Source organism: Aliivibrio sp. A6 (assembly GCF_028765505.1).
GTDB classification, from domain to species: domain Bacteria; phylum Pseudomonadota; class Gammaproteobacteria; order Enterobacterales; family Vibrionaceae; genus Aliivibrio; species Aliivibrio finisterrensis_A.
This window is the reverse complement of record NZ_JARACR010000005.1, coordinates 134,879-160,566: the sequence shown is the minus strand read 5'-3', so window position 1 is coordinate 160,566 and position 25,688 is coordinate 134,879. Positions and strand designations below refer to the sequence as shown.

Below are 25,688 nucleotides of genomic sequence, written 5' to 3'. Positions count from 1 at the left end.
GGGTACTGAATGATGAAAATAACTATAGATAACCAAACATTCACTATCGATGAAGAGATAACACTGTTAGCAGCTGCAAAGGAATGCAATGTCGAGATCCCGTCACTATGCGGAAACAATATCAATGGTGAGAAAGTACCATGTGATCTGTGTGTTGTAGAAGTTGATGGTCAAGGAATTCAACGCGCTTGTGAAACTCAAGTCGTTGATGGTATGCAAGTGATCACTTCGTCTGAAGCGTTAGCAAAACGTCGTCAAAGTGCATTAAATAAAATTCTTTCTGATCATTATGCAGACTGCGAAGCGCCGTGCCAAACCGCATGTCCTGCAGGCGTAGATATACAGTCATATCTGTACCACATTTCGCAAGATGATCATCAAAAAGCCATTGAAGTCATTAAACGAACATTGCCAATGCCATTATCTATTGGTCGTGTTTGTCCTGCGTTCTGTGAAGCGGAATGTCGTCGTGGTTTGGTTGATGAGCCATTAGCTATTCGTCAATTAAAACGTCATGCGGCTGATGTGGATCTACATGCTCAAGAATCTTATGTGCCACCAAAGAAAGCAGACAAAGGAAAATCCATTGCTGTGATTGGTAGTGGTCCGGGTGGATTAACCTGTGGTTATTACCTGACTAATGAGGGTTACAGTGTAACGGTATTTGAGTCAATGCCTAAAGCAGGCGGTTGGCTACGTTATGGTATTCCTGAATATCGTTTACCAAAATCGATTTTAGATAAAGAAATCGAATTGATGTGTCGTAACGGTATGGAAATTCAAACTTCTGTGAAACTAGGTGAGGATTTCTCATTAACACAGTTAAGTGATGAGTATGATGCTGTCTGTTTGGCAGTCGGTGCTTCAAAAGCCGTTGAAATGCATTATCAAGGCAGTGAGCTTGGTGGTTGTTATTTAGGAGTTGATTACTTAAAAGATTACGTAACAGAATCTAAATTAACGACAGGTAAAAAAGTAGCGGTTATTGGTGGTGGTAACACGGCGATTGACTGTGCTCGTACAGCGGTGCGTGATGGTGCCGATACAACGCTTATTTATCGTCGTACTCGTGAAGAGATGCCCGCTGAAGATTATGAAGTGGTTGAAGCTGAACACGAAGGTGTTAAATTCCATTTCTTAACCAACCCGGTTGAAAATATTGCTGATGAAAATGGGCGAGTGACTCAAGTTCGTTTGGAGAAAATGGCATTAGGTGAACCTGATGCATCTGGTCGTCGTAGTCCTCAGGCAACCGGTGAATTTTTTATTGAAGAGTTTGATACTGTAATTTCTGCGGTATCACAAAAACCGGATTTAAGCTTTTTAGAGAACGATACGATTGATTTGCCACTGACTCGTTGGAATACCGCTGATGCAAACAGTTTGACAATGCACAGTGGTGTGAAAAATATTTTTAGCATCGGTGATTTTCGTCGTGGTCCTGCAACGGCAATTGAAGCGGTTGCTGATGGTCGTATTGCTGCAGAAGCGATTGATCGTTTCTTTAACGGTGACATGGAGAAAATTCCAACTAAACCGTTTAATTCTCAAAAAGAGAAGAAAACTAAGCAAGTTGATCCTAAGCATTTTGAACATATCCAAAAAGCAATGCGCGTCATCATGCCTGAACTTACGGCTAAGCAGCGTGAGCAAAGCTTTGATGAAGTTGAAACGGGCTTTGATAATTTAGATGCGATTCGTGAAGCTGAGCGTTGCTTAGAGTGTGCATGTCAAGCTAACACCAATTGTGGACTGCGTGATTATGCAACGGAATATAAAGCGGATGAAACGGATTTAAGCAACGAAAGTAAACAGAAGTTTGCTATCGATACCAGCTCTGAATTTATTGTTTTTGATGCCAACCGTTGTATTAGTTGTGGTCAATGTGTTGAAGCGTGTAACGAAAAAGGCGTGCATGGCGTTTTAAGCTTCATGAAAAATGAAGACGGAACCAATGCTTCTCGTCCTGAATGTCGTGCAGGGTTTGAGCACGGTTATCAAATGGGTAACTCAAACTGTGTGCAATGTGGTGCGTGTGTTCAAGCGTGTCCTGTTGGTGCATTGGTTGATTCTCGTGATAAATCTCAAGGCCGAATCGAAGTTTTAAAACCGGTTGATACGATTTGTACCTATTGTGGCGTAGGTTGTAAGTTAACCATGATGGTTGATGAATCGACAAACAAAATTAAATATGTTCAAGGTGCGAAATCATCTCCTGTGAACGAAGGCATGCTGTGTGTTAAAGGTCGCTTTGGTTTTGATTTTGTTAGCAGTGATGAGCGTTTAAAAACACCGTTAATTCGTAAAAATGGTGAGTTAGTTCCTGCAAGTTGGGAAGAGGCGATCACATTAGTTGCTGATAAGTTCAGTGCCATTAAATCTCAACATGGCGGTAATGCGCTAGCTGGATTCTCGTCTGCAAAAACCACCAATGAAGATAACTACGCGTTCCAAAAATTAGTACGTCGTGAGTTTGAAACCAATAACCTCGACCATTGTGCGCGCTTATGTCACTCAACCACGGTAACAGGCCTAGAAGCCTCTATTGGTAGTGGGGCGATGACCAATGATATTCCAAGTATCAAACATTCAGATCTGATCTTTATTATTGGTTCAGATACCACATCTGCTCACCCGATTATTGCTTCTCACATTAAACAAGCCATCCGTCATCACGGTGCTCGTTTGATTGTTGCGGATCCAAAGCAAGTAGATATCTCTGATCATGCTGAGTTGTATGTTGCTCAACGTCCTGGTACGGATGTGATGTTACTTAACGGTATTATGCAGCAGATCATCAAAAACAACTGGCACGATCAAGCGTACATTACAGAACGTGTTGAAGGTTTTGATGAGCTGAAATCAGAAGTGATGTCAGAGACATATTCACCTGAGAAAATTGAGCTAATCACAGGCGTAAAAGCACAAGATGTGATTGAAATGGCACGTTACATTGGTACCGCTAAACGTACTGCTATTTATTACTCAATGGGTATTACGCAGCATACGACAGGGCATGACAACGTTCGCTCTATTGCTAATTTACAAATGCTGTGTGGCAACATTGGTATTGAAGGTGGTGGTATTAATCCACTTCGTGGCCAATCAAACGTACAAGGTGCGTGTGATATGGGTGCGTTGCCAACAGATTTCCCAGGTTATCAAAAGGTCGAGAATCCTGCGGTTTACGAGAAGTTCGTAAAAGCGTGGAATAAGCCAAACTTACCAAATAAGAAAGGCCTAACGTTAACCGAAATCATTGATGCAGCGTGCCATGAGCAAGTAAAAGGTTTATTCGTCATGGGCGAGAACCCAGTGTTGAGTGATCCTGATCAAACACATGTAATTCACGGTTTAGAGGCGTTAGATTTCTTAGTTGTACAAGATATCTTTATGACAGAAACCGCGGCTTATGCTGATGTTATTCTGCCATCGTGTTCGTTTGCAGAAAAAGCGGGTCACTTTACCAATACTGAGCGCCGTGTTCAACGTATCTCACCTGCGGTAAATCCTCCGGGCGAAGCGAAAGAAGATTGGTGGATCATTCAAGAAATTGCTAATGCAATGGGTGGTGAGTGGAATTACCAATCGGTTGAAGACATTACTGAAGAGATCACTCAAGTGACGCCTCAGTACCAAGGCATGCACTGGGATGCCATTGGTAAAAATGGACTTCAATGGCCATGTAATGAAGCGAATCCGCAAGGCACTCGCATTATGCATAATCAGCAGTTCTTACGTGGTAAAGGTCAAATGGCAGCGGTTCCATTTAGATATGCGGCTGAGTTGCCTGATGAAGAGTACCCATTAGTGCTCACAACGGGTCGCTTATTGGAGCAGTACCATACAGGTACCATGACACGTAAAACTAAAGGGTTGAACAACCTTGCTGGTCCGCGCGCCATGATGAGTGTGGCTGATGCTGAGCGTTTAGGTATCTCAAACAGTGAGATGGTTCGAGTATCAACACGCCGTGGCACGATTGAAGCGCCTGCATTTGTGACTAAGCGTATGCAAGAAGGCGTGATATTTGTACCGTTCCATTTTGTGGAAGCGGCAGCGAATAAACTGACCACAACAGCGCTTGATCCTCATGCGAAGATCCCTGAGTTTAAAGTGGCAGCGGTGAAGGTTGAGAAGGTATTACAACCAGAACCTGAAATGTGCTAAATAGCGACTAAGCTAAAATAAAATGCCCGATGATTTGAGTTAATCATCGGGCATTTTTTATGTTTTAGAAATAGTGTTATGAATTACTTATTGTTGATAGCGTTTAACTCTGCAATTTTCACAATCACATCAACGGCTTGTTTCATGCCATTAATCGTAATGAATTCATGAATACCGTGGAAGTTGTAACCACCCGTAAAGATATTAGGGCAAGGTAAACCCATAAAAGATAAACGAGCACCATCAGTCCCGCCTCGGATTGGTTTAATATCAGGTTGAATGTCACAAGCGGTCATTGCTTGTTTTGCTAATTCGATGACGTGTGGATGAGGTTCTACCATTTCACGCATATTGAAGTAGCTGTCGGTTAAAATCAGTTCAACACGGCCTTTTTCTAGTTTTGCGTTTAGCTCATCTACTTTTTGCTGCATAAAGGCTTTACGATCAGCCATACCTTCACGGCTAAAATCACGAACAATATAACCAAGTTCAGTTTTTGCTACGCCAGTTTCCATTGATTTTAGATGATAGAAACCTTCATAGCCTTCAGTGCCTTCTGGGGTTTCATCTGTTGGCATCATTAATTGGAATTGCGCGGCAATGTTCATGGCGTTGATCATCTTGCCTTTAGCTGTGCCAGGGTGAACGTTTACACCGTGGCAAATAACATCCGCACTTGTGGCATTAAAGTTTTCATATTCTAATTCACCCACAGGGCCACCATCGATAGTGTACGCCCACTTAGCATTGAATTTTTCAACATCAAATAGGTCTGCGCCACGGCCAATTTCTTCATCTGGGGTAAAGCCAATGCAGATATCACCATGTGGGATCTCAGGGTTGGCTTTTAGTACTGCAATCGCAGTTAGAATTTCGGCAATCCCTGCTTTGTTATCGGCACCAAGGAGGGTTGTGCCATCTGTAGTAATTAAGTCATGCCCAATTAGATTTTTTAAATCAGGAAATTGAGTTGGGTTCAGCTCTTCACCACTAGTGCCAAGCGTAATAATATTACCTTGATAGTTTTCAATAAGCTGTGGTTTTACGTTTTCACCTGATGCATCAGGGGCAGTATCCATATGAGCAATGAAACCAATCGCTGGCACATCGTAGTCGACGTTTGATGGTAAGCGAGCCATGACATAGCCATTGTCATCAAGAGAGACATCAGAAAGTTCAAGCTCAGTTAATTCAGCGATTAATTGCTTTGCTAAATTAAACTGCTTTTCTGTACTTGGGCATTGAGGTGCTGAAGGATTGGATTGCGTATCGATACTTACATAACGAAGAAAGCGTTCTACGAGATCTTTCATGATAGTCACTCTATATAGTTGAAAAGAAGGCAAAGAATGAGTATGGATCAAAAAAGAAGATGAATAATTGCGATGGGTCATAAAAAGTAAATTGGAGTAGCGCACATTTACGCGCTACTCATACAGATTATTTGTTGTCTTTTGTTTTTAAAATAAAGCCGAATTGACTGATTAAGTTACTGATTGATTTAAATAGCATGGTGCGTTCTGATTTCGAGTATTTTGATAGTTCCTGATGGAACTCGATCACATCAGACATCGTGACGCCTAGCCAATCAGGAATGTTATCGCTACCTGAAACAATCCAGCCAATCTCTTTTCTCAGAGTAAAACTTAATGGAATCAATTTGGATATATGAGGGCTAGAAAGGCCACTTGTCCAGTTAATAACCGTTCTGGTTGATACATCGCATGCGGTAGCAATTTGAGTATTGGAAAGTCCTAGCTCTTTTTTTCTGGCCTCGATCCGTCGAGAGATACTTTCCATAGAGGTGCTTTCATCTAACATAATAAACCTCGGAATTGTAAATTTAATAGAATGTTAACAATTCAACATCTAATTGAAATTATATTTCCAACTATTTTATATACAAGTGAAATAAACTTCATTAGCTAACTTATAGAGTATAAGCTTTTATTTAATATTCGTTGAATTGTAGATAAACTTATTTAAGTGAGCAGATTTTAAGTAATAATCTGTTTGATGTTGCATGTTAAAATTAAATGTTACCTTGCTGTAACTTATTAATTTTATTGATAAGTATCCAATAAGAAGGTATCGGATTGATTTTGTGAATGCATATTAATCATATTGCTCATTTAATGCAAATTGTTTGTTCAAAAAATAATTTAATGACTTAATGTACGAATTAAATTGTTAATATATATATATTAAAATATAAAAAATTAGAGGGTTACGTAGATTTATTTATTTGTATTAATATAACTTGTTCACTGTAAATAACTATGATTAGATACACTAACTCTAGTTAATTGAGGTTAAGGAATGGTAGGCCAACGACATATACAAGCATCCGTTACTTTTGATACGTTGCCTTCAGATATTTATTTGTTGTTTGACGCTTTTCGTTCAAATACCGAAACTCGTGCTCATTCTCACTCATGGGGGCAATTACAAATCATCAGTGGGGGCATTTTAGAACTCAAAGCCGAGGGGCAGCGTTTTCTTGCTCCATCTCATTTTGCAATTTGGGTTCCAGCAGGAGTAAAACATCAAAGCTATAACCGAAAGCCTATTGCTTACTGCTCTGTAAATATTATCCCAGAATTAGCTAAAAAACTTCCTGAGCATACTTGTTTACTAGAAGTGAGTGCGTTAGTTGAGGCATTAATTGAAGAACTACGAGAGCATAAAATCCAAAAGCCAGAAAATGAACAGCAAGATAGATTAATTAAGGTACTGTTTGACCAACTATTAATTGCTAAACAAAGTGAACGCTTTTTACCTACCTCTACAGATAAATTATTAAAACCAATTCTTGAAACGCTTGAAGCGAATCCTGCAGATGAAACATCGTTAGCTGAGTGGGCTGCAAAAAATCATACGACAGAGAGAACGTTATCCCGACATTGCCAAAATGAGTTAGGGATGAGTTTTACGGAATGGAGATTAAGGATCCGATACCTTTACTCTTTAGAGTTACTAAGAAAGAAAATGTCGATTAAAGAAGTCGCGTTTAGCTTAGGCTATAATCAAACTAGCCCGTTTATTACCATGTTTAAGCGTTATTCTGATTGCACACCAGAGCAATATAAACTGAAACATTCAATTTGAGGTGCGTTATCGCTCATCATTTTTTATCGCAAACTTAAAAGCGAAATAAACAATGATAATCATACTTAATGGGATGATTGCCGCTGCGTATTCAAGCCAGTTAGCATCAGAAAAAAGGCTACTGAGAATAAAGTGACCTATAATAGAGAGAAACGCACAGAACAGAGCAATAGGGATAAGTTTGAGTTCTGATGGCATGGTCACTCTCCAGTAATAAAATAATTAAAGGGATATTAACATTGAATGACACTCTTGTAATTGAACCTATGCAAATGACAGAAAGAGAATTGATAGATTATCTTCTTGCTAAACCTTGTAGTGAAGACTCTTACCCATTTGGTCCGGATGCACAAGTCTTTAAAGTTTTTGGTAAAATGTTTGCTCTAATTGGTTACCGTAATGAAAAACTAACCATTACGCTTAAAGCCTCCCCAGAGAATGTTACTTTTTTAAGTGAAGAGTTTGAATGCATTGAGCGGGGGTACCACATGAATAAGAAACATTGGATTACAATCGCAGTCAATAATGAAGTGTCTATTGGAATGTTAGAAGACTGGATTGATAGCTCTTATTCTCTTATCACCTCTAAATTAACGAAAGCACAGAAAATGATTATCTAATAAAAATCTTAACTGAGATACCACTACATTGGCTGAAGATAATAATTCTATAAATAGAACTGATTGATAAACATACAAATATTATGTTTAAATACAATTATTTTTTAGCGCAATATCAGTTTTGTGTTAACAGGTGTATTTCAGATAGAGAGCAGAAATGAAGGTTAAACTATTTTTAGCTAAAAAATCTACAATTATAATGCTGCTAAGTTGTTGTATTTTTGTCGTTATCTGGATGGTTGAAGATTTACATATAAAACAAAATAGGTATTTGAAAGACAAAGTTAATAGTAAGTCTAAAGCTGAGTTGGCTACCGTAAGGGCGACTTTAGAAAGCTTTATTTATTCTGATATTTATTATGCTAATAGCTTATCTACATTACTTACGGTTAACCCGCACTCTACGATTAAACAATGGGATCTGATTGCAGCAGAACTGTATCGAGATTCTTTAAATATTAGGCATTTGGCAATCGCCCCTGATGATATAGTCAAATATGTTTACCCTTTAAAAGGGAACGTTAAAGCTTTAGGTCTTGATTTTAGAAGCATACAGAATCAATGGTTAACGGTACAAAAAGCACGTAATTTAGAGACTATTTTTATTGCTGGCCCTGTTGATTTAATTCAAGGTGGAAGTGCTTTTGTTGCCCGAATGCCAGTATTTACTGATCCTCCTTATAATCAAAACTATTGGGGGTCAATTAGTATTGTCCTTGATATTGATGGCTTATTTTATGAGTCTGGAATTTTTGATTTAAAAACCAAATATCATTTCGCAATGCGAGGAAGAGACAGTAAAGGGGCTGAAGGCGATGTGTTTTTTGGCAACCCTAAGATATTCGATAACCCTATCATTACTGAGACAGTGACGCTTCCCTATGGTGGTTGGCAAATGGCCATTAAAGAGAAAAAACTAAATGAGGTCTATCCTTGGTATCGAATTAATATTATTCGGTTAGTAGGTTATTCTTTTTTCGTTTTAGCATTGCTGTCTATTGCGATTATTTTTAGATTGTATGTTATGGCAACAAGTCGTTCTTTCGAGGATGAACTGACTCAGTTACCTAACCGTCGATACTTCATGTACACATTAAATTCTTTATTTTCTAAATCTAAAAAGCAAGGAATGCCTTTTACATTATTGAATTTAGATTTAGACAAGTTTAAAAATATTAATGATACCTACGGCCATGCTGCGGGAGATGAGGTATTAAGAGAAGTAGCAAAAAGGATAGTGACTGCGCTAAGAAGTAATGATGTCGTCGCTCGTATTGGTGGTGATGAATATCTTGTTCTTTTGCCAAGGCTCCACCAGAAGAAAGATATTTACTTCATTATAGATAAAATCAAATATGAGATCAGTAATGAGCCGATAGCTTATAAAGACATTTCTTTTAATGTGAATGCAACCATTGGCTATAGTTGTTTTGACACTAAAATGGAGTCTGCGGATGATTTACTGCATAAGGCGGATCGCAGTATGTATTTTAATAAAATCGTTAGTTGAATTAGCTATAGTGCGTTTGTATGAGATGCAATAAAGACCACATTAGTTAATGTGGCCTTTATTCTTTTAGTTTGTATTAAATGCTAAAGCAGCACGCTAATTGATAATCATCCCCATTTTTTGCAGTGTATTCTTTATCTTCTCTATGTGCTTTATGATTTGATTTTTCATCACGCTTTAGTAGGCTAATCCAATGACGCATGGCTGCTAGACCAAAGTCTTGAGTAAAGGTCGTACAAGTTTCCATCTCAATATCTTCAATAGTTACCAAAGTGTTTTTCCCCGGTTCATGATGACCAAAAATGATCTCTACATGGCTACCGCTGTTGTCTTTTAAAAGAATGGTATTAGGTGATGAGCGATGGCCAGTAAAAGCAACAAATTTTCCTGGGTTACGTAACCCACTGCATCCACCATCTTTAAAGAAAACCACTAAGTGATGGTAATCTAGCAGATAATTAGTTACGTCTTTGTGTGAGCCTTTAGTTAAAGGGAATAGTTGATCAAGTAGAGACTTAATTTGATTCTGCTTTTCTTCTCGTTTGCTGGTATCCATCGTTTCTACGGCATAGACAGCTTCAGCCATAAACGGAGTTTCTTGTTGTGCCTTATTCGTGTTGTTTATAATTGTGATAGCCATAGTCTTGCCCTCAATTTTCGTCCTGAAAGATAAGTAAGTCACACTGGTCAGAGTTGTTTGCTTACTTGTATTGAAGCTTAGCTTAATATTTACTACAATTTCACAACAAAAACTTAACAGTGTGAATTTTACAAGATGCGCCAGTCAAAAAGTATTATTAGACAAAGTCATTTTCTTGGAACAAAAATTCGAAATCTGAGAAAACGCAATCACTTAACGATGGAAGATCTCTCCACTCGCTGTATTCGAGTTGATCCTGAGAATTCACCATCGGTTTCTTATCTTTCAATGATAGAGAGAGGAAAGCGGGTTCCCAGCGCTGATATGTTGGAAGTTATCGCTACGGTATTTCAAAAAGAGTCATCGTGGTTCTTAGATAGCGAGCCAGAAGCACAAGCCATTACGCCAGATAAGGGACGTAGAGGTGGGATCAGCGGTATGGCACTTGAACCGAGTTTTTTATTCTCTAATGATATTCTTCAAATAGCGATCCCTGAAATGCTGAACCAAACAGGAGTGACTGGTCGTCAATTCGCACATCTTCTTATTAGAGCCCATCAAGAAAATAATCAAAATCACTTTCCTGATTTAGAACGAGCAGCAGAAGAGGTAGGGCAGAAACAATTACCATTAAGTGTCGAACAGATGATGGACTTGGCGGCATTTCATGGATTAACTCTGAAATGGGTACAAGATACGCCAAAATCCGTTGTCGATGAGTTTGGTGTTAATGGCAAAGAACTACTGACTTCTTTTTTTGAACCACCTTGTACAGTCTATCTAAATGAAGTCTTAAAGCATCACCCGACACGATTGAAGTACGATTTAGCGGTCTACATTGGTCATTGTGTTTTACATAACAAAGAAGGTTTGAAGAGTTCTTTGTCTGTGGGTAGCCATCGAGTGTTTGATGATGAAATACACCACACAGATAGTTCATTAAACGCGCAAGATATTTTACATGCATGGCGCGATTTTGAGTCTAGCTTTTTTGCCGGCGCTTTATTGTGCCCAAGAGTTCCCTTTAGGCAGTTATTAGACCGTTATGGCTATGAGATTGATGCACATCGTTTAGCTGGGGTTTCTCCTTCTGTGGCGATGAGACGAATGACTGTGGTCTCTCCGTATCCTCATTGGCATTATTTTGATGCGTACGCACCAGGGAAATTGAAAGCGGTTTATCGTGGAAATGGTATTCCCTTACCTTGGGGAAATATGAAACAAGTAAATGATCCTTGTCATCACTGGGCGGTATTTCGCCGATTATCTGAGCCAAAAGAAGGGAGTTCGGCACAAATATCGATTCTTAATGTAAATAACGAACCTCGTATCTATTGTTGTGAATCGGTAAATATGACTGATCCTGCAGGTAATAATCGCGTGTTATGCGCTGGTATTGATTTGAATCCGGCAATTGAAGCTCAGGGAAAAGACGCGGTGTCATTAGCTCGTGATTTACAAAAAGCATGTGTAAAAAATGGTGGTGAGAGCCCTATAGCAAAAGGAATAAAAAGAGAGTTAATTAGTGTCGCTAAGATATTAAATATTAATTGGATTGAGCGTGGGTTAGAAACGGATGCGAGAGTAATTTGTTCTCGTGGTGCTGTTTGCCCAAGAAAACCAAGTTGTTATTCTGACTGTAAAGATTAGAACGTTTTTTTTTAAATAAAATGCCCTAGTCAGTGAGAATAGGGCATTTTTGTGTAGAGATGTTTGACCAGTAATAATGATCAGATAATTAATGGAATTGGTATCATTTGATTATTCATCAAGATCATCAGCGTAGCCTTTGGGTGGTGGTGTCCATGCACGCTCTGATTGGTTGTGTTTATCAGAACGATCTTTACTCATGGCATGTTTAATTGTGCTTTCAAGTTCAATAAACAATTTACGATAGTTATTATCAAATCGCTCGCCTTCTGAATCATCTAACCACGCTTGATATAATTTATCAGAGCTTTGATTCTCGACCTTTTTGTACGCTATTTTTTGTTGTTCTACATGGAATGGGTGTTGACCTAATCCACGCATGGCTTCTGCACCCATTTCAAGTGCTGAACGGGTGGTTTCTGATTCAATGAAATCTGCACCAGCACAACGAAGCATATAAGAATGGCCTCTATCGTAAGCACGAGCGAGCACTTTTACTTGTGGGTAAGTGTGCTTAACATACTTAACCAGTTCAACACTGCTTTCTTGGTTATCGATGGCAACCACCAACATTGCAGCATGTTCAATCCCTGCCGTATGCAGTAGATCAGGACGAGTGGCATCCCCAAAATAACTCTTAGTATTGATTTGACGTAATGAATCAACCTGATCGGCTTGATGGTCAAGCACAACGGTTTTTACATGGTTTGATACTAAGAAGCGATTGACTACTTGGCCAAATCGACCGCCACCAGCGATGATCACTGTGCCTTTTTCGTCAATGTTATCCGACTCTCTATCATTTGATTTTTGCTCGAAGCGAGGTAAGATCACTTTATCAAAAAGAATGAATAATCCCGGCGTAAAGAACATAGAAAGAGCAACGACTAATGATAATGGCTGTGCGACTTCTGGTGGTAATACATGGTTTTGAACCGTAAAACTCAATAGTACAAATCCAAACTCACCGGCTTGAGCCAAACTTAACGTGAATAACCAACGATTACTGTTTTTGATCTTAAATATTAAGGCCAAAACATATAGAACCGCGGCTTTTAGTGCCATTACCCCAATCGTTAAACCGATAATAGTGAAGAAGTCATCAAACAGAATGCCAAAGTCGATCCCTGCACCCACGGTAATGAAAAACAGGCCGAGTAATAGTCCTTTAAATGGATCAATATTCGATTCTAGTTCGTGTCTGAATTCGGAGTTTGCTAATACCACGCCAGCTAAGAAAGTCCCTAGTGCAGGTGATAGCCCTACTAAGCTCATAAGAGCAGCAATACCAATCACAAGCATCAATGCCGTTGCGGTGAATATTTCACGTAGGCCTGAGCTTGCCACAAAGCGAAACAGTGGGCGGCTAAGATAATGACCACCAACTACAACAAGCGCAATCGATGCGGTAATCACTAAACCATAAGCCCAGCCCGGTAATCCCGCCACAATGCTTATTTCATCATGGTGTTCTGCAGCAGTTGCTGCGGCTAACTGTGCTTTTTCTATTAATTCAGGCAATGCCAATAATGGAATAAAAGCCAACATTGGGATCACGGCAATATCTTGAAATAATAATACAGAGAAGGCATTTTGACCGCCTTCAGTTTTTGCTAGCCCTTTCTCATTAAAGGTCTGTAATACAATCGCGGTTGATGAGAGGGCGAAGATTAAACCGATGGTGAGGGCGATGGTCCAAGGCTGACCAAAGAACAGAGCTATACCCATGACAATGGCAGTTGTTCCTCCCACTTGTAAGCCACCTAACCCCATTAAGCGGTTACGCATTCCCCATAGCATTTTGGGTTCAAGTTCAAGGCCGACAAGAAACAACATCATTACTACGCCAAATTCAGCAAAGTGTTGAATAGTTGTTGTTTCTTCACCCACTAAGCCAATGATAGGGCCAATAACCACCCCAGCAATTAAGTAGCCAAGTACAGACCCAAGACCAAGACGTTTAGCAATAGGAACAGCAATAACAGCGGCAAAGAGATAGATAAAAGCTTGTAAAAAATATCCCGTCATAATGCGTTAATCCTTAATAAATTTATCAAATGAATGGTTTAGCTTGGGTAAGGTTTTTGCCACTGAAATATCCACGCGATCATTAATTAACGCAGAGAGTAAGTTTTTAAATCGTTCTGTGTGTCTTTCTACACGCTGATCTTCTAGCGCAGTTCGAGCACCAAATAACACTAATGGTGCGATGTATTCCATATGGGTTAAAGACGCCATTTGTTCAAGCGGATGTAAAAGCTCACGAATGGTAAATTGGTTATAACCATTAGTTTGATAAGCTTCTTCTTTACCTCCAGCAGTAATGGCAGAGAGAAAAATTTTACCCTCCAACGATTTACCTTCTGTCCCATAAGCGAATCCGTATTCAAGTACCATATCCTGCCATTCTTTTAAGATAGCGGGGGTTGAATACCAGTAAAGTGGAAATTGAAAAATAATGACATCATGCTCAAGCAAGCGTTGCTGTTCTTTATCAATATCGATATTAAATTTCGGGTAGTCATGATACAAATCAACCACGGTGACATGATCGATTTTCTTTGCTGCCTTTATTAGAGAGACATTCACTTCTGAACGATGTTGAGAAGGATGAGCAAATAATATCAATACTTTTTTGGGTTGCTTTGTCATAAAACCTCTTTGTTTTTACTAAGTTTATAAGGTGAATCTTGAATACTTTACAATCATAGCAATAAAAGGGGCTTAATGGGTATGCAGAACGGATGAAAGATTTATGATCGCAATACAGATATGAGTAAACCCAAGAACTAATCGGTTTATTAAGAGAGGTAGAGGAGAGAATAAGCTCCTTGAAGAGAGGAGCTTATAAAGTATCGGATTAGAAGAAGTTAATTGAACGACGACCGCTTTCTGGATCAACCGTTGTTGGAATTTCTGGTTTTTGCTTCTTCTTCTTTTCTTTTTTCGCTTTTTTAGGCTTTGGCTCTGTATATTCAGGTTCTACTGGAATAAATTGAGGTTTCTCTTCAATTTCTGGCAGCTCACCAACAGGAGTATCACAGATAACAACGTAATATTCTTCATTGAATTCAATAACATCCCCATCATACATTTTACGACGTTTACGTTGTTCTAATTCGCCATTTACACCTACATAGCCTTCACTAATCATGTGCTTAGCTTCACCACCGCCATTCACAACATTAGCAATTTTTAATACTTTATAGAGTTCGATAGGTTGAACATTTACTTCAACGCCAATCGCTTCTACTTCAAATTCTTCTTGATCTGACATGAGGATCTCTTTAATTACGAATTGTGACTATTGTAACTGAGAGAAAGGCATCGTCCTAGCGCCTTTCTTTGCAATTAAGGTAAAATCAATCAACCACTTCAATGTCAGTTTTAGGGACGGAGCAACAAGCCAGTATCATTCCTGCATCTTTTAATTGTTGATTGAGTGCAGGGGAATCTTCTTGTTCAACATCACCTGATTCTAAAGTGACTCGACAAGCACCACATAAACCAGCACGACAACTATTATTAATGCTAAGCCCTGCTGCTTCCGCTTGGTTCAATAATGGGGCTTGTGTATTACCTTTAAACAGGTTTCCATTTAAGCTAATGGTAATTTCTTCTGATTTAGTGTCTTCTGTTACGTTGATTGGATCTACTGTGACTTGTTGAATTGCAACGGTAGAGGTTGAATCTGAATAGTATTCTTTCTCTTTGGTTTCTAATACTTCGATCTTATCACCGACGTTAATCGTCCCTTCGTTTTTAGCAATGAGGTTTTGACCAAAATACACATTACCAGAATCATCAGCACGGAATGTTGAGAAGGTTTTTAATGGCTCTTTATTTGGGTGATACTGAGCCGTATTTGGATTTACTGTCGTTAAAATGCAGCGCTGGCAAGGTTTAACCACTTCAAATTCAACCTCCCCAATACGAATACGCTTCCAAGAATCTTCAATAAAAGCTTCATTACCTGAAACAACTAAGTTAGTACGAAATTGAGCCATAGTATGATGACTGCTGCTGCGTTTATTTAGTTCAGTAAGAGAGGCTTCACTGATCACTAGCAATGGGTAACCGTCGGCAAAACTCACGTTGGTTTGAATTTTTTCACGCATACGATTGGATTGCTCGCCAGAGAATAGCAGTTGTGCTTCAGTGCCTAAAATAGAAGTGAACCACTGATTGGCTTCTTTTGTCGTGGAGTAAGCCGTAAAAGTATCACTCCAAACGGTTGTATCGATCTCTTTCATTTCTAATTCATTAAAGGTGAAATGTAGATCAATCAACCCTGGGTAACAAAGGATTAACCCATCAGGTTCAATAATGGCTTTAATTTTTACCATTTGTGGATGAGTGCGAGCGGTAATCATTTTTCCATCTAATGATGCAACCATGAATCGGCGATCGCATTGTAAGCCTTGCTTTTCAACTTGAGCAGTAGATAGCGAAATCCCTGCGATTGATTTTACAGGGAATACATTGATGTTTGATAAATTTGGCGTTGAATTAATTTGGCTCACGATAGCATCCATTCTTTGTTCAGTTATTTACGTAAAGTGTATCAAAGTCTATTTTATTTTACTGTCTATTATCTATTCATTATGACTCTGAAAGATCATATGAGCTAAAGGTGACGGTAGTAATGAAATCTTTCTCCGTTTTTTGTATATCAAATTCCCAAGTCATTCGTTCACAGATCCGCTCAACAATAACTAAGCCGCAGCCATAGCCAGCATTGTAGGTGTCGTTACCATCATGACAATTGATGATACACAGCTGGTTTTTATCTAGGCTTATTTGAATGTCGCCCACGCTGTAGCTAAAGGCATTTTTTATTAGGTTATTGATCACAACCGTTATAAAGCTGCTCGGAGCAAGGCAAGGTTCACCTTCAATAATCGTTAGTTGAGCACCCATCTCTTGTTTTGCGAATAGAGGCTGTAGATGTTCAAGTTGTGTTTTTAAAATTTCTTCTATTTGATAATTATGGAAGTGGTGTGCTTCAATTTCTTGCTTACCTAATAGCAAAAAAGTTTCAGTAAGTAGCGTCATCTCTTCGCTCGCTTGATGTAGCCGATTAATTGCTTTGAGCGCGACTCTAGGTTGATCTGGTACCTTTGCAAGTAAGTCTGCAGATCCTTGAATAATCATGATAGGAGTGCGTAATTCATGAGAAGCAAAGCGGCTGAACTCTTTCTCACGAGTGAAAAACTGGGCAATATGATGCTTACTTTTTAATAAGGAACGTTCAATATCTTGGGTTTCTTGGTATTTAGTGTCAATAGTAAAGTCTGGGTGCTCTGGTGACATTAAATCTACTTTGTGCTGAATATGTCGTAAAGGTGTTGAAATACTACGAACAAAGTAAATCCCATATAAAACCATTAAAATAGTCGTAATAATGCCTAAACCAACAGTAATGTAATGCAAGTTGGCTTCATACTCATCGAGGTAATCATCGGCATCATCTTGAAAGAGAATATAGAGGAGTCCATCACCCGATGGGTGGTCGATAACAATAAAGTGCTTATCTTCTGTTCCTAGCAGTTGTTCATATAACCCCGTTTTTTTGTAGTTATTAAGCCAAAGTGGATGTTCTCTTTTACTCCAATACGTAGAAAACTCTTCTTCATTAGGTAATGGGGTATCTTTACCTAATTGAGCGTATTTTCGAGTGTATTGGCTGGCTTCTGTATCTAACCAGTGGTGTAAACTAATGATTTCTAACTGATCTTCTGCAATATAAATAACTGCCCAGAAAAGCCCAAACATTAGAAAGGTTAGAATGGCAAATGTCCAACGGATTTTTTTAAAAAAGCTCGGCTGCTGCGAGTGATTATTTAAGTCGGTAACCTTTTCCATGAATGGTCTCTAGTCGTGGTGTATCAAAGCCTTTGTCTACGGCGTTTCGAATGGTGTATAAATGACTTCTTAATGCATCACTTGACGGAGATTCCTCTCCCCAAACGTGCTCTACAAGTTCGTTTTTACTGACAATGTCAGGCGCTTTTTTCATTAATAACGCAATGATTTTTAGCTGAATTGGTGCCAATTTAATGAGTTTTCCTTGGCGATATAGAGTGCCTGCTTTGACGTCCATTTCCATATCTTCAAACGTCAATTTTCCAATATCAGTGCGTCGACCGCGATTAGATAAAGCAAGTAAACGCATATGCAACTCTTCCATTGCAAATGGTTTTACAAGGTAATCATCACCACCAACTTCAAAGGCGTGAATTTTATCTTCTAAGGTGTCTTTTGCTGTTAAGAAAAGAATAGGGGTACTGCAGGCGTGATCATTACGTAATGTTTCAACGGTGCTGATCCCATCTAGTTTTGGCATCATGATATCCATAACGATAACATCGAAGCTCTCTTTTTTTAATAATTCTATTGCGGCGACACCATGGTAAGCGCAATCAATATCGATACCGACCAGTTCTAGGTAGTCAGCGATTGTTTCTGCAACATGATGGTTATCTTCAACAATTAGTACTTTCATTTTTCTTCTTCACGAATCCTTCACACTCATTACGCTATCTTACCCTTATTGAATACAATTAATTATAAGAATTAGGTAAAAAAATGAAAAAAGTCGCTGTTTTATTATTAGGAACTGCAATGTTATCTGGCTGTGGATCGGATGATTCAGGCGATAGCCGTGCTTCACGCTCATATATCGGAGCAATTGAGTCGGTTGATCAAAGCAATGATTCAATGACAGTTAACTCAATGCCATTAAGTTTAGCGAGTGCTCGTATTGAGTTAAATGGTCATTATGTTAATTCAACAGAGCTTGATGTAGGTATGCAAGTCGACATTGAATATGACGATGGTGTGGCTTATGAAGTAGATATTGATCCTGAAATTGTGGGTATGGTAACCGAGGTTACATCGACGACAATTACGGTTAATGGACAAGTACTCAATACGAAAAAAGACTTTACTGGCAATGCCCTTGAAGGAAAAAGAGCGATGTTGTTTGGCTATGTTGATCAACATGAACATTGGCAGATCAATGCAGCTTATGAAGTTGGCTCAATCCCAGTACTGGATTTATATGAAGGTCGAATTACATCTGTTCCAACATTTGGTTCTTTTAACATAGGGACACTGTCTGTTAATTATTCAAACAACAATATTGATTCTGAGGATCGCCATGAATTAAAACAAGGCGCTTGGGTTGAAATTGAAGGTAGATATGATAGTGCTAACAATTTTTCAGCTTATGAAGTTGATGTTGAAGATGGTTTAGATTTAGCAAATGCCGAAATAGAAGGTTATGTAACCGCTATTAATACTAATAAAACATCAATGACATTAAATGGTAAAACAGTTGTCGCTATTACTGAAAATACTCGCTTTGAAGATGGCATTAAATCTGATCTAGCAATAGGCAGAAAAGTTGATGTTGATTTGATTAATAATGCTGGACAACTACAAGCAGCTGAAATCGAATTTGATTAATTTGTAAGATTACTAGAAACCACTGCTTTTTATAAGTCAGTGGTTTTTTGCTTTTATGCCTTATCTAAAAAATAAGTCATCATAATTGATAAATTCGGCTTACTATTTAATGAGAACTCAAAAGAATTATTAAAAAGGAAACAAAATGGCTGGCTTAAGTTTATTAACGTTGTTAGATGACATCGCAACAGTACTTGATGACGTTGCTTTGATGTCAAAAGTTGCGGCAAAGAAAACCGCGGGCGTATTAGGTGATGATTTGGCGCTTAATGCTCAGCAAGTGTCTGGTGTACGAGCAGAACGTGAAATTCCTGTTGTGTGGGGCGTGGCAAAAGGTTCATTTCGAAACAAGCTAATTTTGGTTCCTGCAGCGTTGTTAATTAGTTCAATCGCACCTTGGCTAATTACTCCGTTATTATTGATTGGTGGTTTATTTCTTTGCTTTGAAGGCGCAGAGAAGGTACATGAAAAATTCTTTCATCACCATGATGCTCAAAAAGCACATGAAAAAGAAGAACAAACGACGCCAGAAGATATTGAAGACTACGAGAAGAAGAAAATAAAAGGCGCGATTCGCACCGATTTTATTTTGTCTGCTGAGATTATTGTTATTGCTTTGGGTACGGTACAAGGACATCCGTTTTTAACTCAAGTGTTAGTGATGAGTTTAATTGCTATTTTAATGACGATTGGTGTTTATGGCTTGGTGGCTGGCATTGTAAAAATGGACGACTTAGGCTTTTATCTTCAACGTAAAAGTGAAGGAAAAGGCGTGATGAGCTCTATTGGGAATAGCTTAGTTGCAATGGCACCAAAGTTAATGAAGTTCTTAACTGTCGTTGGCACCATCGCTATGTTCTTAGTTGGTGGTGGCATTGTGGTGCACAGTCTTCCATTTGTTCACCATGCGTTAGAAAGCGTAGTTAGTTTACTTCCTACTATTCCTTATGTTTCTGTGACATTTCCAACCGTTGGAAATGGGGTAGTAGGGCTAGTAAGTGGTTTTATTCTTCTTACTGTGATGAGTTTATACCATAAAATCAGAGCGTAATACTAAACAGCCGATGTGTTATACATCGGCTGTTTAGATCTTACTATACTTTGTAATTAGTGTTTATGAGTGTTTTCATATAATTCTGCATCTACCTCTTCACCTTTTTCTGGACGAGGAACAATCTCAAAGCTTTCATCTGCATGAGTTAGTGAACTTGTCAGTTTTTGTAGTACTGACTTATCGCCTTTTATCCCTGCTTTTCCATTTTCAATCAGTTCTACTAATGTGGTTTTCCCTAGTAAAATTTGCGAGATATCGACATGGTTAATGAATAGTGTCGCATCGGCTTTCATTGCTTTATCTACTAAAATATTGTTTAAGTTACCGTTAGACATTTCCACAAAGTATGTTTCTTTGTTATCAGGCAGAATCACATTTAATGTAAATGGTGTGTGTTGAGCCTTTACTGAATCCACTTGTACTGCCAGGTAATCTAATAAGTTTTCAACCGTCATGTTTGCAAGAACATCTGGAGATGCAGTTTTTGGTGCGCCAGGCAGTGTGCCAACACGCAGCTCTTGAGCACCTGTTAGGTAAATATTTCTCCAGCCAGCTCCTTCTGATTGATAACCTAGTTGCTCGTACGTGTCTGCTAGTAATTCACGAGCATCCTTGTTTTTTGGTTCAACTTGGATAACTTTATTCAAAACAGTGGCAACAAAGCGATATTCGCCTTTTTCAAAGTCAGCCTCTGCTTTCTCTAGAATTAATTCACTGCCACCCATGTATTCTACAAACTTTGCCGATTCAGGTTTTACGGGTAGTGGGTTTAAGTTTGCAGGGTTCATGTCAAAGTAGCCTAAGTACATATTGTAAACGGCACGAGCATTATGAGAATAGGTTCCATGGTAACCATTGGTGTGCCACGTTTTTTGGATGCTTTCTGGCATTACTGTGTAAATTTCATCACCCATGTCTTGTAAAACAACACCGTTGTTCGCTAGACGTAGAGTTTGGTTATGCGTAAAACCGTAGGCATCACGCTGCATCTTTAAGAAATCAGAGATCTCGTCTGTTCCCCATACAGGTGCAGAATGTGAAGCAAACAGAACATCGGTGTCTTCTCCCCATGTCACTAGCATTTCATTGATTTTTTTAGACCATTTTAGTCCATCACGTACTTTTGCCCCACGAAGCGTATAAAGGTTATGCATGCCTTGGTAGGTTAATTCTGCTGACCATAACGCTTTCATACTTGGAATGTAGGTAATCATCTCTGATGCCGCTTCTGTACCTGAAGCATCCATAAATTGCATTTTTAACCCATCAATAACTAAGGTTTCAATTTCTTCGTTATGGTTGAGTTCGTAATCTGGCAGTACGTAAGTAATTGCGCCTTTTGATAAGCCTTTAGCTAACGCAGCATCAACTATGCCATGCTCATGACGATTCAGTGTCGCACCGTATTGATAAGCGGTACGGCGAGACATCGCGTTACCTGCTAATACGTTTTCATCAACAATTTCTTTGGTTATGTGTTTTGAACCATACACTTTCACATCAGGAAAGGCTTCTTTAATCGCTGCTGAACCACCGAAATGATCGGCATGTGAGTGAGAGTAGATCATGGCAACAACAGGTAAGTCACCACCTTCTGGTACATTCTCTTGGAAGAATTTTAATGATTGGCTTGCTGATTCTCGTGTTAATAATACGTCATAAGCGACCCAACCACTATCACTTCGGATAAAAGATATTGAAGCTAAATCAGTGCCACGAACTTGGTATATTTTACCTGGAATTACTTCGTATAACCCTTCAGCTGCTTGGTTTAAAACGGCTTGTCGCCATAGAGATGGGTTTACTGAGTCAGGTGCATTATCAGCGTTAGCTACAGATGGGTCGATAAAGTCAAAGCTATTACGGATAATGTCACCGGTCTTTTTATCGAATGAAGCAATGAGACCTTTGTTATTATTTTCAAAAGCACGAGTATCAGAAAAGTTTAATGTTTTTGCGAAAGCGTCATTTTTCTCAATGGTTGTTTTGGTTGCTGGTTTGCCGCCTTGTTTACCAATTTCACTAAAGTGTTCATGGTTGTGCTCTGTTGCGATTGAACCTAAAGATATTGATGAGATAACAACAGCTAAAATCGTCTTTTTCATAAATCCACCTGTGTAAGTAAATTAGAACTGAATAATAAAATGATATGAGGAATTAATGCTTTGCCTCAGTGCTGGAATCTATATTAGTGATCTCTATATATTTAAAAAATAGAGAAAACTGTATACTTGATATTTATAATATAAATGGATTGATCGGTTTAATTGCAGGAATCGAAGGGAGCAGAAAATGCCAAAGCAAAAAGATTTCGATATGAATTTATTACGAGTTTTTGTTTCTGTATGTCAAACGGGTTCATTCACTAAAGCGGCAGAAGAGCTTGATTTAACGCAGTCGTCGGTGAGTAATGCGATTCGTCGTTTAAAGGAATCTTTAGGCAGAGAATTGTTTGTGCGTTCAGGTCGTGGCATAGAGATGACAAATTATGGTGCGAGTTTGTTTAAACAAGTTGAGCCTTCGATTATGGTTTTAACAAATGTCGGTGACGAAGGTGAGGCATTTGATCCTAAGACATCGAAGCGTACCTTTTCTATTTATGCGTTAGAGTCAGTATTACCTCGGTTGCAGATACGATTAAAAGCATTGCTTAAAGAGAGTGACATTACGGTGACATTAAGAGAGTTACCGAGTAATGAAGAAGAGATTATTGATGCCTTGATGTTAGAGAAAGTAGATTTGGCATTGGATGTGATGAAACCAAGACAGTCGTCATTGAGAAGCATGGTGGTATCAGAAGATAAAATATGTTGTATTGCACGGTGCGGTCATCCAAGAATATCAGGAACTATTACTCGAGATCGATTTTTTGAAGAAGATCATGCGTTTTTAAACATTCGTCGTTTTAAGCAAACAATAACAGACTACTTAGCTGAAGAGGCATTGCCGAACCGTAAAATGGGCAGTGAACATACTTCTATGATGGGAATGATGGCGTGTGTTGCTCAATCGGATGTTATTGGTATTAATTCGGTTCGTTTGATTTCTCAGTATAAAGAGAGTTTTGGCTTGCAACTATTGGATGTCCCTTTTCCTGTACGAGCAACAAAAATCCATATGCTTTGGGCTACGAAATTTGAAAACAACAAAGCGAATCAATGGCTGCGACAACTAATCATCACAGCCGAACAGGGTTAATAAATTAAGGCACAAGCCAGGCTGTTTTCTTGGATTTAGAAAGTAACCAACTTAAGCCAAGTGCCCCAGCACCACTAAGGACAACCCAAACAGGAATAACCCACATCGGATTGTGTCCTTGGTACCAAGCGTAATTTTTCATTGGCCATAAAAATAATGGATGAAGTAAGTAAATACCTAAACTGTAGGTACTGATAAACCCAATAATTTTACGTGATTTATCTGAAAGTGATTCACCATAATAGCGACAAACAAAAAACAGCATTCCAGCGGCTGCAACGGTATTTATGGTCTTATAAGATAACCATCTACCTACCGTATATTCTCCTAATAGCAGACTTTGGCTTATCACCATATAAACCGTCGTTACTAATGCTGTAATACCAATTAACAGTGCGATTATGGTGTTCGTTTTAGTTAATGAAACTCGTTGGTATAACGCATAGCCTAACAGTAAGTAACCACTATACAACCAGATCTCTGTGCTCCAGAACCCTTCAAATTTAACAAGAAAGAAACAGGTAGTAAGTAACCACACACCAATAAGTGAAAAGAGAGCGGTGTTATCCATTTTTTGAACCATCACTCGAAAAAACGGGATAACAATATAAAGTGGAATAAAGTAATAAAAGAACCCTAAGTGGTAATAGGTGTATTCAAAAGGCAGATCGATAAGAACTTTTTTTGCTGCTTCAAAGTCATAACCTTGCGCAGTTAATCCTGAAAATAACGCATAAAAAACTGACCAGAAAAGAAAAGGAACAAAAACCTTACCAAGCCGTTTTTTTACATAATATGAGGCGTCAAATTCTCTTTTGTCACTGAGCATTAATGCGCCGGTTATCATAATAAAAACAGGAACAGCCCAGCGGCTTAAACTGTTTACAGAAACCGCCGTTGCCCATTCATTAAAAGGGATGGCATTTAACTCGTGTCGATAGGGAGCTAATACGTGGATCGCCACGACTGCAACTGCGGCAATACATCTTAGTAAATCAAAAAAGAAAACTCTTCCCATCGTATTTCCTACTCATTATTTATTTTGGTTAGCTTAGTTGTACTTTAAATATCGCTATAAAGTGTCTAATTTATGTAAGGACATTGAAATATGTTAACTGCAACGTAAAATGTTACGGAAGATGATAAAACAACAAGTATGAGATAAAATTGAAACAACTTGCTGTTATATTGTCAACATATATTATCTGCGTATCAAGGAATAAAGATGAAAGCAGTTCTTGGTTTAGTATTACCACTATCATTGTGCTCTTTTGCTCTACAAGCAGAAGACATTAATATCACCCCATATATTGTTGGAGGGGAGCCTGTAAATGTAGCTGAATACCCATTCATGGCGTCTCTGATGTTTGAATATGAGAGTCAACCGGGGGTTATTTATCCATTTTGTGGTGGTTCCATATTAGATAGTACTCATATTTTAACGGCAGCACATTGCGTTTATGATGTGGCTTCTTACCGTATTAGAAATATGAAAGTTGCCATAGAGGCTAATAATGCACAAGAGATGTTTGCTGTTCAAAGAGTCTCAGTGAAAAATATTTATTATCCACGCGATTATAATAACTCAACGTTACTTAATGATGTAGCAGTGCTTGAGCTATCAGAGCCTCTCCCGACTTATTCTACAAACCATAAAGTGAAATTAAGTGATCTTTCTGAGCAAGGTTACCGCTCTGCTAATGAGAAGTTTACGATTATTGGTTATGGTCGTTTAGACTCAAATATTCAAAATGCAGATTTAGATTTTTTGAAAGCTGAAGTTGAGTATGTTAACCCTCTTGACTGTGATGTATGGACTAATTTTACGACGTCAGATAAGCAGATATGTACAAAAGGAAGCTCTTTTGATGATAGTAATTTAGTGACTGCAACGTGTCAGGGTGACTCCGGTGGTCCATTAGTTTGGGATAATAATGGCGTAAAAACACAAATAGGAATTGTTAGTTTTGGGCCGAGTATTTGTGGTCAACCTAATCAATCTAATGGGGACCCTTTAGCTGCTCAGTCCGTTTTTACCGATGTTAGTCAATATGCCGATTGGATACGTAAAGCGCAGAGCGGTGAAATAGCAGCAACAAGAACAGCGACAGATTTAAGTGATAGCTCTGGTGGCACTCTTGGCTTTGGTAGCTTACTTTCATTGGCTTTGTTTAGTTTATATCGCCGTAAATATTCTTAATTTTTTATATTCATATCAATAATATAAAAGGACAGCCAATTATAAGCTGTCCTTTTTACGTCTAAAAC

At 38.6% G+C, this 25,688-nt stretch carries 21 protein-coding genes; 9 read left to right on the top strand and 12 right to left on the bottom strand.

Going from position 1 to position 25,688, the window contains the following annotated elements:
• Window positions 1-9 precede the first annotated feature (9 nt).
• Window positions 10-4,170 (top strand): formate dehydrogenase subunit alpha, encoded by a 4,161-nt coding sequence (gene fdhF, locus PVK70_RS05175; protein WP_130047593.1) that lies wholly within the window; start codon window positions 10-12, stop codon window positions 4,168-4,170.
• A gap of 83 nt (window positions 4,171-4,253) precedes the next feature.
• Here fdhF and pepT read toward each other — a convergent pair whose 3' ends face one another.
• Both pepT and PVK70_RS05165 read right to left on the bottom strand, forming a co-directional pair.
• Complete coding sequence (pepT, locus tag PVK70_RS05170; protein ID WP_130047594.1) at window positions 4,254-5,483, bottom strand: peptidase T; 1,230 nt, start codon at window positions 5,481-5,483, stop codon at window positions 4,254-4,256.
• 127 nt (window positions 5,484-5,610) lie between these two features.
• Window positions 5,611-5,991 (bottom strand): helix-turn-helix domain-containing protein, encoded by a 381-nt coding sequence (locus tag PVK70_RS05165; protein WP_130045205.1) that lies wholly within the window; start codon window positions 5,989-5,991, stop codon window positions 5,611-5,613.
• 498 nt (window positions 5,992-6,489) lie between these two features.
• Between PVK70_RS05165 and PVK70_RS05160 the strand changes: the two genes are divergently transcribed.
• Window positions 6,490-7,278: an AraC family transcriptional regulator gene (locus PVK70_RS05160; RefSeq protein ID WP_130047595.1), complete on the top strand. Its 789-nt coding sequence runs from the start codon at window positions 6,490-6,492 to the stop codon at window positions 7,276-7,278.
• A 6-nt stretch (window positions 7,279-7,284) separates the two neighbouring features.
• Here the strand turns inward: PVK70_RS05160 and PVK70_RS05155 are convergent, their stop codons facing one another.
• Window positions 7,285-7,476: a hypothetical protein gene (locus tag PVK70_RS05155; protein WP_130045203.1), complete on the bottom strand. Its 192-nt coding sequence runs from the start codon at window positions 7,474-7,476 to the stop codon at window positions 7,285-7,287.
• Window positions 7,477-7,517: 41 nt separating this feature from the next.
• Here PVK70_RS05155 and PVK70_RS05150 point away from each other — a divergent pair, with 41 nt between their 5' ends.
• Window positions 7,518-7,898 (top strand): MmcQ/YjbR family DNA-binding protein, encoded by a 381-nt coding sequence (locus PVK70_RS05150; protein ID WP_338000488.1) that lies wholly within the window; start codon window positions 7,518-7,520, stop codon window positions 7,896-7,898.
• 157 nt (window positions 7,899-8,055) lie between these two features.
• Window positions 8,056-9,408, top strand: coding sequence for a diguanylate cyclase (locus tag PVK70_RS05145; RefSeq protein ID WP_130047596.1), 1,353 nt, complete (start codon window positions 8,056-8,058; stop codon window positions 9,406-9,408).
• A 76-nt stretch (window positions 9,409-9,484) separates the two neighbouring features.
• On the opposite strand, the gene PVK70_RS05140 is transcribed toward PVK70_RS05145, so the two are convergent.
• Complete coding sequence (locus PVK70_RS05140; RefSeq protein WP_130047597.1) at window positions 9,485-10,048, bottom strand: hypothetical protein; 564 nt, start codon at window positions 10,046-10,048, stop codon at window positions 9,485-9,487.
• Window positions 10,049-10,183: 135 nt separating this feature from the next.
• On the opposite strand from PVK70_RS05140, the gene PVK70_RS05135 reads away from it, so the two are divergent.
• The gene (locus PVK70_RS05135) at window positions 10,184-11,698 is read left to right on the top strand and encodes a DUF3612 domain-containing protein (protein WP_130047598.1); all 1,515 of its coding nucleotides are present in this window, start codon (window positions 10,184-10,186) and stop codon (window positions 11,696-11,698) included.
• A gap of 111 nt (window positions 11,699-11,809) precedes the next feature.
• Here the strand turns inward: PVK70_RS05135 and PVK70_RS05130 are convergent, their stop codons facing one another.
• From PVK70_RS05130 to PVK70_RS05105, 6 genes are all read right to left on the bottom strand, one after another.
• Window positions 11,810-13,726, bottom strand: a complete 1,917-nt coding sequence (locus tag PVK70_RS05130) for a monovalent cation:proton antiporter-2 (CPA2) family protein (protein ID WP_130047599.1) — start codon at window positions 13,724-13,726, stop codon at window positions 11,810-11,812.
• 6 nt (window positions 13,727-13,732) lie between these two features.
• Complete coding sequence (locus PVK70_RS05125; protein ID WP_130047600.1) at window positions 13,733-14,350, bottom strand: NAD(P)H-dependent oxidoreductase; 618 nt, start codon at window positions 14,348-14,350, stop codon at window positions 13,733-13,735.
• 208 nt (window positions 14,351-14,558) lie between these two features.
• Window positions 14,559-14,975, bottom strand: coding sequence for an RNA-binding S4 domain-containing protein (locus PVK70_RS05120; protein WP_130047601.1), 417 nt, complete (start codon window positions 14,973-14,975; stop codon window positions 14,559-14,561).
• An 85-nt stretch (window positions 14,976-15,060) separates the two neighbouring features.
• A complete protein-coding gene (locus PVK70_RS05115) occupies window positions 15,061-16,233 on the bottom strand; it encodes a YcbX family protein (RefSeq protein ID WP_130047602.1) in 1,173 nt (390 codons plus the stop codon).
• A 67-nt stretch (window positions 16,234-16,300) separates the two neighbouring features.
• Window positions 16,301-17,563, bottom strand: a complete 1,263-nt coding sequence (locus tag PVK70_RS05110; protein ID WP_130047603.1) for a sensor histidine kinase — start codon at window positions 17,561-17,563, stop codon at window positions 16,301-16,303.
• Window positions 17,538-18,203: a response regulator transcription factor gene (locus PVK70_RS05105; RefSeq protein WP_130047604.1), complete on the bottom strand. Its 666-nt coding sequence runs from the start codon at window positions 18,201-18,203 to the stop codon at window positions 17,538-17,540. Before PVK70_RS05105 ends, PVK70_RS05110 begins: the two co-directional genes overlap by 26 nt.
• Before the next feature lie 83 nt (window positions 18,204-18,286).
• Here PVK70_RS05105 and PVK70_RS05100 point away from each other — a divergent pair, with 83 nt between their 5' ends.
• Both PVK70_RS05100 and PVK70_RS05095 read left to right on the top strand, forming a co-directional pair.
• The gene (locus PVK70_RS05100; RefSeq protein ID WP_130047605.1) at window positions 18,287-19,168 is read left to right on the top strand and encodes a DUF5666 domain-containing protein; all 882 of its coding nucleotides are present in this window, start codon (window positions 18,287-18,289) and stop codon (window positions 19,166-19,168) included.
• Window positions 19,169-19,313: 145 nt separating this feature from the next.
• The gene (locus tag PVK70_RS05095) at window positions 19,314-20,219 is read left to right on the top strand and encodes a DUF808 domain-containing protein (protein ID WP_130047606.1); all 906 of its coding nucleotides are present in this window, start codon (window positions 19,314-19,316) and stop codon (window positions 20,217-20,219) included.
• A 56-nt stretch (window positions 20,220-20,275) separates the two neighbouring features.
• Here the strand turns inward: PVK70_RS05095 and PVK70_RS05090 are convergent, their stop codons facing one another.
• Entirely contained in the window at window positions 20,276-22,327 is a 2,052-nt protein-coding gene (locus PVK70_RS05090; RefSeq protein WP_130047607.1) for an alkyl/aryl-sulfatase, read from the bottom strand.
• A gap of 187 nt (window positions 22,328-22,514) precedes the next feature.
• Here PVK70_RS05090 and PVK70_RS05085 point away from each other — a divergent pair, with 187 nt between their 5' ends.
• The gene (locus PVK70_RS05085; protein WP_130047608.1) at window positions 22,515-23,420 is read left to right on the top strand and encodes a LysR family transcriptional regulator; all 906 of its coding nucleotides are present in this window, start codon (window positions 22,515-22,517) and stop codon (window positions 23,418-23,420) included.
• 4 nt (window positions 23,421-23,424) lie between these two features.
• On the opposite strand, the gene PVK70_RS05080 is transcribed toward PVK70_RS05085, so the two are convergent.
• Window positions 23,425-24,438, bottom strand: coding sequence for an acyltransferase (locus tag PVK70_RS05080; RefSeq protein ID WP_130047609.1), 1,014 nt, complete (start codon window positions 24,436-24,438; stop codon window positions 23,425-23,427).
• Window positions 24,439-24,645: 207 nt separating this feature from the next.
• Between PVK70_RS05080 and PVK70_RS05075 the strand changes: the two genes are divergently transcribed.
• On the top strand, window positions 24,646-25,620 hold the full coding sequence (locus tag PVK70_RS05075; RefSeq protein WP_130047610.1) for a S1 family peptidase: 975 nt from the start codon (window positions 24,646-24,648) through the stop codon (window positions 25,618-25,620).
• Window positions 25,621-25,688: the final 68 nt, after the last annotated feature.

What these genes read in the sequence shown, in the direction of transcription:
- fdhF (WP_130047593.1), top strand. Translation starts at nt 10, where the DNA reads ATGATGAAAATAACTATAGATAACCAAACATTCACTATCGATGAAGAG.
- pepT (WP_130047594.1), bottom strand. Translation starts at nt 5,483, where the DNA reads ATGAAAGATCTCGTAGAACGCTTTCTTCGTTATGTAAGTATCGATACG.
- PVK70_RS05165 (WP_130045205.1), bottom strand. Translation starts at nt 5,991, where the DNA reads ATGTTAGATGAAAGCACCTCTATGGAAAGTATCTCTCGACGGATCGAG.
- PVK70_RS05160 (WP_130047595.1), top strand. Translation starts at nt 6,490, where the DNA reads ATGGTAGGCCAACGACATATACAAGCATCCGTTACTTTTGATACGTTG.
- PVK70_RS05155 (WP_130045203.1), bottom strand. Translation starts at nt 7,476, where the DNA reads ATGCCATCAGAACTCAAACTTATCCCTATTGCTCTGTTCTGTGCGTTT.
- PVK70_RS05145 (WP_130047596.1), top strand. Translation starts at nt 8,056, where the DNA reads ATGAAGGTTAAACTATTTTTAGCTAAAAAATCTACAATTATAATGCTG.
- PVK70_RS05140 (WP_130047597.1), bottom strand. Translation starts at nt 10,048, where the DNA reads ATGGCTATCACAATTATAAACAACACGAATAAGGCACAACAAGAAACT.
- PVK70_RS05135 (WP_130047598.1), top strand. Translation starts at nt 10,184, where the DNA reads ATGCGCCAGTCAAAAAGTATTATTAGACAAAGTCATTTTCTTGGAACA.
- PVK70_RS05130 (WP_130047599.1), bottom strand. Translation starts at nt 13,726, where the DNA reads ATGACGGGATATTTTTTACAAGCTTTTATCTATCTCTTTGCCGCTGTT.
- PVK70_RS05125 (WP_130047600.1), bottom strand. Translation starts at nt 14,350, where the DNA reads ATGACAAAGCAACCCAAAAAAGTATTGATATTATTTGCTCATCCTTCT.
- PVK70_RS05120 (WP_130047601.1), bottom strand. Translation starts at nt 14,975, where the DNA reads ATGTCAGATCAAGAAGAATTTGAAGTAGAAGCGATTGGCGTTGAAGTA.
- PVK70_RS05115 (WP_130047602.1), bottom strand. Translation starts at nt 16,233, where the DNA reads ATGGATGCTATCGTGAGCCAAATTAATTCAACGCCAAATTTATCAAAC.
- PVK70_RS05110 (WP_130047603.1), bottom strand. Translation starts at nt 17,563, where the DNA reads ATGGAAAAGGTTACCGACTTAAATAATCACTCGCAGCAGCCGAGCTTT.
- PVK70_RS05105 (WP_130047604.1), bottom strand. Translation starts at nt 18,203, where the DNA reads ATGAAAGTACTAATTGTTGAAGATAACCATCATGTTGCAGAAACAATC.
- PVK70_RS05100 (WP_130047605.1), top strand. Translation starts at nt 18,287, where the DNA reads ATGAAAAAAGTCGCTGTTTTATTATTAGGAACTGCAATGTTATCTGGC.
- PVK70_RS05095 (WP_130047606.1), top strand. Translation starts at nt 19,314, where the DNA reads ATGGCTGGCTTAAGTTTATTAACGTTGTTAGATGACATCGCAACAGTA.
- PVK70_RS05090 (WP_130047607.1), bottom strand. Translation starts at nt 22,327, where the DNA reads ATGAAAAAGACGATTTTAGCTGTTGTTATCTCATCAATATCTTTAGGT.
- PVK70_RS05085 (WP_130047608.1), top strand. Translation starts at nt 22,515, where the DNA reads ATGCCAAAGCAAAAAGATTTCGATATGAATTTATTACGAGTTTTTGTT.
- PVK70_RS05080 (WP_130047609.1), bottom strand. Translation starts at nt 24,438, where the DNA reads ATGGGAAGAGTTTTCTTTTTTGATTTACTAAGATGTATTGCCGCAGTT.
- PVK70_RS05075 (WP_130047610.1), top strand. Translation starts at nt 24,646, where the DNA reads ATGAAAGCAGTTCTTGGTTTAGTATTACCACTATCATTGTGCTCTTTT.